We start from the raw sequence: 7,243 nt of genomic DNA on the forward strand, positions 1-7,243 counted from the left end.
CGTGTCCGCGGGACATGAATCCCTCCTCGACCTCGGTTTTCAGGGCCTGAGGGGAAGAACGCCCCCTGTCACGGGCTGATCACGTGATGCGGGCGATGTCACCTTAATTCAGCGGCGGAGGACCGGGCGGAAAATGCCGCGCGCCACGCGGGCGGCGGTCCGCCACGAAGAATTCTCCGGGGCTCTGGCGGGATAATGGCGTTGAGGTTTATACGGTATTTAGATGATATTTGTGGATTTACACCGGATGGCGGGGGCCGTCTTCCTGGAAAGCCGATGGCCCGGGTCCGCCGGAAAGCGGTTGTCGGACCCGCCCCCTACACTCCCGGCATGGATCTGAGGCGGCTCACGGACGAGGTCGAAGCGGTGTCGAGCACCTATGCCCGCAGGAACGGGATCACCCGGGACGACACCTGGTTCCTGCTGAAGCTCCAGGAGGAGGTGGGCGAGCTGACGCAGGCGTTCCTGATGCGTTCCGGCCAGGCCAGGGACAAGGGGCACTCCGCCGACGAGCTGGAGCTGGGCTTCCGTTCCGAGCTCGCGGACGTTCTGGCACAGCTCCTGGTCATGGCACGACATCACGGGGTCGACCTGGAGGCGGAGGTCGAGCGAAAGTGGATGCCCTGGCACCCCGACCGGCTCCCCGCCGACGGCGGCGGGACGACCGGTGCCGATCCGAACGAGGCGGCGGACCCCGCTGGAGATCACCCCGGGGCGGAGACTCCCGCCGGAGGCGTCAGGAGTCGCGGAGCGGTTTGATTCGATATGGCGGACCCCTACGCGGTGAGCTCCTTCGCGGCGGCGCGGATCTCGTCCAGCAGGACCACGAGATCGTCCTCGGTGGTGGCCGGGTGGAGGACGCAGGCGCGCAGTGCCGCCGTACCGGAAAGCCGGGTGCCGGTCAGGAAGGCGCGGCCGCGGCGTTGGACGGCGGCCGGGAGGGCCTGGTTCAGAGCCTCGACCTCGCCGGGGGCCATCGCCGCGGGCCGGTGGCGGAAGGCGGTGATCGAGGTGACGACCGGGGCGAGCAGGTCGAAGTCGCCGGAGGCCTCCACCATGGCCGCGAGCGTGCGCGCGAGCCGGGTGGTGCGCCGGACCAGCCGGGCGATCCCGTCGCGCCCGAGGTGCGCGATCGTGGCCCACACCCGCAACGCGCGAAAGGAGCGGGTCTGCTCGGGGCCGTACTCGGAGAACCAGCCCAGCTCGTCGGCGTCGTCGTCGCGCAGGTAGGGCGGCACGAGGCTGAAGGTGTCGCGCGGCCCGGCCGGGTCGCGGAAGAGGACGCAGCCACAGTCGACGGGGACACCGAGCCACTTGTGCGGGTCAAGGGCGAGGGAGTCCGCCAGCCCCAGTCCCGCATAGCCGGAGTCGGCCTCTTCGGCGAGGACGCCGAGGGCGCCGTAGGCGCCGTCGACGTGGAACCACAGGTCATGCTCGCGCGCGACCTCGGCGATGTCCGCCAGCGGGTCGACGGCACCGGTGTTCACCGTTCCCGCGCTGGCCGTGACGAAGAACGGCCGTACTCCCGCGTCCACGTCCGCGGCGATCAGACGGCGCAGTGCGTCGGTGTCCATCCGGAAGGCCCCGTCGACCGGGACGGTGCGGAGGTACCGGCTGCCCAGGCCGAGAAGTTCGGCCGCCTTGCGCAGGCAGCTGTGCGCCTCGGCCGACAGATACATCGCCAGCGGGCGATGCCGGTAGAGGCCCCTCTCGCGGACGTCCCACCCCTCGCGGCGGCCTGCCCGCTGCCGGGCCGTGGCCAGCGCGACGATGGTGGCCATGGAGGCGCCACTGGTCAGCAGCCCGGCACCCGGAGGGTGTGGGTAACCCACCAGCTCCGCCAGCCACCGTACGGCGGTGCGCTCCAGCAGGACGCCCGCGTGATCGCCTCCGGCGCAGCTCGGGTTCAGCGCGGCGGCCAGGGGGGCGACCAGGACGCCGGCGGGAGACGGCGGGGAATTGACCCAGCCGAAGAACCGCGGGTGCCCGTTGCCCATCGGGTAGGGCAACACGTGGTCGCGTATGTCGTGGAGCAGGCTCTCCAGGGGGCGGCCCGTAGCGGGAAGGGGCCGGTGGGAGAGCCATGAACGGTCCGCGTCGGGCACCGGTCGCCACACGGGTCCGCCGGGTACCGCGGCCAGGTGGTCGGCGACCAGGTCGGCGGCCGACCGACCGGCTCGGCGGAGGTCATCCACCGTTTCCGCCGGCCTGCCGGCCCAGCTCCATGGCCAGGTAGTACACGCACACGTCATCCGCTCCGTTGGCGAAGGCGTGCCGGCGATCGCCGGGAAAGTAGGCGGAGTCCCCGGCGTTCAGGAGGTAGGGCGTGTCGTCGACGGTCAGGCGGAGACAGCCGGATTCCACGGCCACGTACTCGCGCGAGCCCGGCGGGTGCGGCGAGAACTCCCCGGCGTCGACATCCGGCTCCAGGGTGGTGCGCATCAGTTCGAACTCCACACCCGGCAGCACGGGGGAGAGGATGCGCCGCTCCCAGCCGGAGGGGTCGCGCACCAGCCGCTGCCGGTCATGCGGCAGGATCACCACCTCGGCACGGGAGGGTTCGTCCAGCAGCCGGGCGATCGAGGTGCCCAGAGCGGTCGCCAAACGGTCCAGGACCAGCACCGTCGGTGTCTTCGCGCCCCGCTCCACCGCGGACACCATGCTCCGGCTCACCCCGCTCAGTTCGGCCAGCCGCTCCAGGGCCAGGCCGCGTGCCCGGCGCTCGGCGCGGAGTCTGACTCCCAGCTCGGCCATCGACAGGCCGCTGGACAGGACGCTGCCATTACCCATGTTTCCACTATAGCAACATAAATCCTCTCTATAGAGGAATCGTGTCTACCGCCCGCCAGGAGTGGAGGGGGTGAGGAGAGGACCGCGCGAACCGGGTCGGCGTCAGGTCGCCCATCGGCGCGGAGCCGTCGCCGGCCGGTCGGTCGGTGCGCGGCCCGGCTTCGCGCCGACCGGCGCCCGGGAGGCGTCGGCGGCCGTGACGGCCGTCCGCCCCGGTGCCGAGTCTCGGTGACCCGGGGAAGCGGGTCATCGGCCGCTCCCGGGCCGCCGCGAACAGGGGCCCACCCTCATGATTCGGACTTTCGAAACGCACCATTACATGATGTTGTAATCCCTGTAAAGAGCGATGGTTTACGAACACCCAAGCCGATCTTGACGAAGATCCGTTCCGGCATATCGGGTTATTTCGTTTCATTGTTAGGCGGTGGCAGAAACCTGCCATGAGAGGCATCCCCCAGACAAAGGCAGAGCCCCATGGTCAAACGAGCCCTCGCAGCCGTCGCCCTCTCCCTCGTCACATTACTTGGATTAACACTGCCCGCCTACGCGGTGACACTGGAGCAGAAGCTCGCCGCGCTTTCCGGGTTCAGCCAGCCCACGGCGTCCAGCGCCGCCAGTTGGCGCTCCGCGTGGCAGAACCAGGCGGGCTGGGCGGACTACGCCTTCGACTGGTCGACCGACCTCTGCTCAAGCAGCCCCGACCAGCCGCTCGGCTTCGACTTCAGAATGCCGTGCCGACGTCACGACTTCGGCTACCGCAACTACAAGGCGGTGAGCCTGTTCCCGGCGAACAAGGCGCGCATCGACGACTCGTTCTACTTCGATATGAAGCAGGTTTGCGCGGGATATTCCAGCATTCCCAGAAACACCTGCAACGGCCTCGCCTGGACCTACTACCAGGCGGTCAGGGAATTCGGCACCCTCAACGTCACCGAGGCGCAGATCGAACGAATCCGCCAGACCGCCGAACAGGCCGCTCAGCCCGCCGAGATGTGACCCGGCCCCGCGGGATCAACCCCACCCGCCGACCTTCGCCGGGCCGGTTTCGCGGAGTCCGGCCGCACGGTTGACGGCGGCGACCGGGGAGGCGTCGCCCAGGCGATGCCTCCCCCTCTCCGTCTGCCGGGAACTTCGCCAGTGCCCTCAGGACGAACGCGCGGTGACGGCGGCCACCCAGCGGTGCGCCTCGCCGGCGGAGCGCAGATGGACGACGGTGATCTGCGAATGCCGGGCGATACGCTCCAGGCCGGCCCTCTGCTTCCGCTCGTACTGCGACCACGCCCAGCGCATCGGATGCTCCGGATCCAGCCAGTCTCGGAAGCTCTCCCGGTTGCCGTTCCACAGCTCCCGGCGCGTCGTCGCGCGGGCGATCGAGCGCCGTATGACTCGCTGCATCACCGTACGGCGTGGCAGGTCGAGCCAGACGACGGTGTCGGCCCGCTCCCACAGCAGGTCGTCCAGCACCGAATGGTACTGATCCTCCGTCACCCAGCACCGCCCGGAGGAGAAGGCGTCCACGTCGGATTCGAACTCCGGCCGTTTGACCCAGCCTGGTCCGTGATGGAGCGCGTCCAGTTCGTAGTGGGGAAGTTCGAGCCGCAGCGCCAACGTCCTGGCCATCGTGGTCTTCCCGGAGCCGGAGACGCCCGCGATCAGCACTCTGTACACCGGATCATTAAACCCGCTTCGCGGGAGAGCACACACCGGGGACGAAGCGAGGAGCGGCCACCGCCTCCCCGATGGCCGAGTCGCGGTCGGTCTTGGCGATGAACTCCGCCGAGACGGCCTGACCGTGGGTGTCGGTGGACAGGCCGTCGGCGGCCGGCTTCACGCCGAGGGCATCGTGGATGATGCCGAACCGGTTGCCGGCCTGCCCGACCCGTGAACAAACGATGGGGATACTTGTTGATAAATGTTGATGTATGTTGATGTATGTGTAGTATCTGGCCCTAGGCTGCGGCATGGAGGAGGCCCCGATGAACCCCACGGAGACCCTGATCGACGGTCCCTACTTCGAGGACCTGTATCACGGCCTGCGGTTCGAGGACGTGCCCGCCCTCACCCTCACCGAGGGTCTGGCCGCGGCCCACCAGGCGATCGTCGGCGGGCGGCTGCCGCTGGTCGTGGACCACACGCTGGCGGGGCGGGTGGTCGGCGAGGGCGCCGTCCTGGCCGCCCCCAACCTGGTCTGGGACGTCGCGATCGGCCAGTCCACGATCGTCACCCACGCGGTGAAGGCGAACCTCTTCTACCGCGGCGTGGTCTTCCGTCGCGCCCCCCTGATCGGCGACACCCTGCGCACGGTTACCGAGGTCGTCGGCCTGCGGCAGAACTCCCGCCGCCCCGGTCGCCCCGCCACCGGCCTGGCCGCGCTGCGGATCGGCACCCGCGACCAGCACGACCGTCCGGTCCTGGACTTCTGGCGCTGCGCCATGATCCCGCTGCGCGACCAGGAGGCCCAGACCGGGCACGCCGACGACCTGTCCGCCGTCGGCACGGCTCCCACCACGGCCGAGCTGTCGCAGGTCGCCGCGGGCTGGGACCTGAGCGCCTACCGGGCTCGGGTGCGCGGGCGGCGGCTCGGCGACCTGGCTCCCGGGCAGGTGTTCCGGGTGGCAGGGGGCGACGTCGTCTCGTCGGCGCCCGAGCTGGCCCGGCTCACGCTCAACTCGGCCCGGGTACACCACGACGCCTCGGCGGGGGCCGCGGGCCGGCTGGTCTACGGCGGCCACACCGTCGGGATCGCCCTGCACCAGGCGGTGCGTGCACTGCCGGAGACGGTGACCGTGGCCGGCTGGCACGGCTGCGACCACCTCGGCCCGGTGGCGGAGGGCGACACGCTGACCAGCGTCATCGAGGTGGAGCGGACCGAGCGGCTGGCGGACGGCGGCCTGGTCCATCTGAGGTCCCGGGTGCACGCGCACCGGCCCGGCCTGCCGCCCGTGGACGTCCTCGACTGGCGCTTCGTGGCCGTGTTCGCCGGTGGTGGCGCGACGGGGTGACGGGGCGATGGCTGCTTCCTCATCGGGGAGGTTCGGGCGGAGGGCGGGCTGTGGGCCCAGCGTGGTCCCACGATAGCCATATTTCATATATTCTCTAGCGCCCCTCTCTGGATTCTAGAACGTAAGGCCCGGAAGGTTGCCCGCTGAACTGCGAATATCGCCTTCTCAAGATTCTATTTTCCATTGCCTCACCGGTCCGAGTGTCGCGGCCCCCGGTATCCACCTAGGATCGTCGGCGCAGATGGGACGCCGGGAGAAGCCCCGATCGAGGCGAGAGGTCGTGCGATGAGCGGCAGGATGACCGGGGCCACCGGGACGGCCCGAACCTCCGAGGCGGAGCGCCCCCAGCTCAGCGACGCCGCCGCCGCGTACATCCGCAGCATGATCATGTCGGGCCGGTGGCGCCCGGGCGACTCGGTCCGGCCGGAGGTGGTGGGCCAGGCGCTGGGCATCTCCGCGACGCCGGCCCGCGAGGCGTTGCACGTGCTCCGGGTGGAGGGCTTCCTGCAGCTGCTGCCCCGGCGCGGCTTCCAGGTCGCGCCGCTGACCGGCCAGGACGTCCGCGACCTGTTCGAGGCGCACGCGCTGATCTCGGGCGAGCTGGCGGCCCGCGCCGCCGTCCGGGTGACGCCGGAGGACCTGGCCGAGTTGGAGGCGCTGCACCACGAACTGCTGGCCGCGGCGCACCGCAAGGACCTGGCTCTGCTGGAGGAGAAGAACCACGCCTTCCACCGGCACATCAACCTGGTGGCGGACGCCCGCAAGATCACCTGGGTGCTCGGCCTGACCGGCCGGTACATCCCCACCCGCTTCTACTCCGCGATCGAGGGCTGGCCCGAGGCCACCCTGCACGACCACACCGGGATCCTGGCCGGGCTGCGGGCCGGGGACGCGGAGGCCGCGCGCAGGGCGATGCACGATCACATCGCGAACTCCGGCGACCTGCTGGCCAGGCAGTTCGACCGGCAGGCCGCGGACGACGAAACCTCTTCCTGACCCAGGCCCCGGGCGAGGCCGCGGCCGGGTCACGGCGGAGCCGCCGATCCGGCTCGTCGTCGAGGAGAGGTGGTTCGATTGACGCGCTCCCCGGCCTGAAGGGCCGGGGATTCAGCCCGTGCCGCCTCACGCGGCACCTCTGTGGCTTCCTGCTTCATCGGCGTCCGCCACCGCGAACGGTGGTCTTACATCGCCTCCACGGGCGTTTAACGTCTCCGCCTCCCACCGCGTCATGCGGCGGGTTTCCGTCCAGCGGCGACGATTCGTCGCCCTTCGGTCAGGATGTTGATCGCCGCGTTGACGTCACGGTCATGGACGGCGCCGCACGGGCAGGCCCATTGCCGGACGTTCAGCGGCATGGAGGTGGCGAGGCCCCCGCACGCCGAGCACAGCTTCGAGGAGGGAAACCACCGGTCGATCGTGGCGAAGGTCCGGCCGTGTCGTTTCGCCTTGTA

The 7,243-nt window shown here is 70.1% G+C and carries 9 protein-coding genes; 4 read left to right on the plus strand and 5 right to left on the minus strand.

Features of this window, described 5'->3' with window-relative positions; translation table 11 throughout:
• The first annotated feature begins 330 nt into the window (after positions 1 to 330).
• The gene (locus AB0J58_RS13845) at positions 331 to 759 is read left to right on the plus strand and encodes a hypothetical protein (protein WP_364214710.1); all 429 of its coding nucleotides are present in this window, start codon (positions 331 to 333) and stop codon (positions 757 to 759) included.
• A gap of 17 nt (positions 760 to 776) precedes the next feature.
• Here AB0J58_RS13845 and AB0J58_RS13850 read toward each other — a convergent pair whose 3' ends face one another.
• Positions 777 to 2,195, minus strand: a complete 1,419-nt coding sequence (locus AB0J58_RS13850) for a pyridoxal-dependent decarboxylase (protein WP_364214713.1) — start codon at positions 2,193 to 2,195, stop codon at positions 777 to 779.
• Positions 2,188 to 2,790, minus strand: coding sequence for an XRE family transcriptional regulator (locus AB0J58_RS13855; protein ID WP_364214716.1), 603 nt, complete (start codon positions 2,788 to 2,790; stop codon positions 2,188 to 2,190). The genes AB0J58_RS13850 and AB0J58_RS13855 overlap by 8 nt, the downstream gene beginning before the upstream one ends.
• 474 nt (positions 2,791 to 3,264) lie before the next feature.
• On the opposite strand from AB0J58_RS13855, the gene AB0J58_RS13860 reads away from it, so the two are divergent.
• The gene (locus AB0J58_RS13860) at positions 3,265 to 3,786 is read left to right on the plus strand and encodes a phospholipase (RefSeq protein WP_364214718.1); all 522 of its coding nucleotides are present in this window, start codon (positions 3,265 to 3,267) and stop codon (positions 3,784 to 3,786) included.
• A 147-nt stretch (positions 3,787 to 3,933) separates the two neighbouring features.
• On the opposite strand, the gene AB0J58_RS13865 is transcribed toward AB0J58_RS13860, so the two are convergent.
• On the minus strand, positions 3,934 to 4,458 hold the full coding sequence (locus AB0J58_RS13865) for a hypothetical protein (RefSeq protein WP_364214721.1): 525 nt from the start codon (positions 4,456 to 4,458) through the stop codon (positions 3,934 to 3,936).
• A 7-nt stretch (positions 4,459 to 4,465) separates the two neighbouring features.
• The gene (locus AB0J58_RS13870; protein WP_364214724.1) at positions 4,466 to 4,621 is read right to left on the minus strand and encodes a hypothetical protein; all 156 of its coding nucleotides are present in this window, start codon (positions 4,619 to 4,621) and stop codon (positions 4,466 to 4,468) included.
• Between the two features lie 145 nt (positions 4,622 to 4,766).
• Between AB0J58_RS13870 and AB0J58_RS13875 the strand changes: the two genes are divergently transcribed.
• Both AB0J58_RS13875 and AB0J58_RS13880 read left to right on the plus strand, forming a co-directional pair.
• Positions 4,767 to 5,792 carry a MaoC family dehydratase gene (locus AB0J58_RS13875; protein ID WP_364214727.1) on the plus strand — a complete coding sequence of 342 codons (1,026 nt, stop codon included), beginning with the start codon at positions 4,767 to 4,769 and terminating at the stop codon, positions 5,790 to 5,792.
• 285 nt (positions 5,793 to 6,077) lie between these two features.
• Positions 6,078 to 6,788: a GntR family transcriptional regulator gene (locus AB0J58_RS13880; RefSeq protein WP_364214730.1), complete on the plus strand. Its 711-nt coding sequence runs from the start codon at positions 6,078 to 6,080 to the stop codon at positions 6,786 to 6,788.
• 230 nt (positions 6,789 to 7,018) lie between these two features.
• Here the strand turns inward: AB0J58_RS13880 and AB0J58_RS13885 are convergent.
• The coding region (locus tag AB0J58_RS13885) for a transposase (RefSeq protein ID WP_364214733.1) at positions 7,019 to 7,243 on the minus strand (225 nt) is incomplete at its 5' end.

This window comes from Streptosporangium sp. NPDC049644 (genome assembly GCF_040675205.1).
GTDB lineage: Bacteria > Actinomycetota > Actinomycetes > Streptosporangiales > Streptosporangiaceae > Streptosporangium > Streptosporangium fukuiense.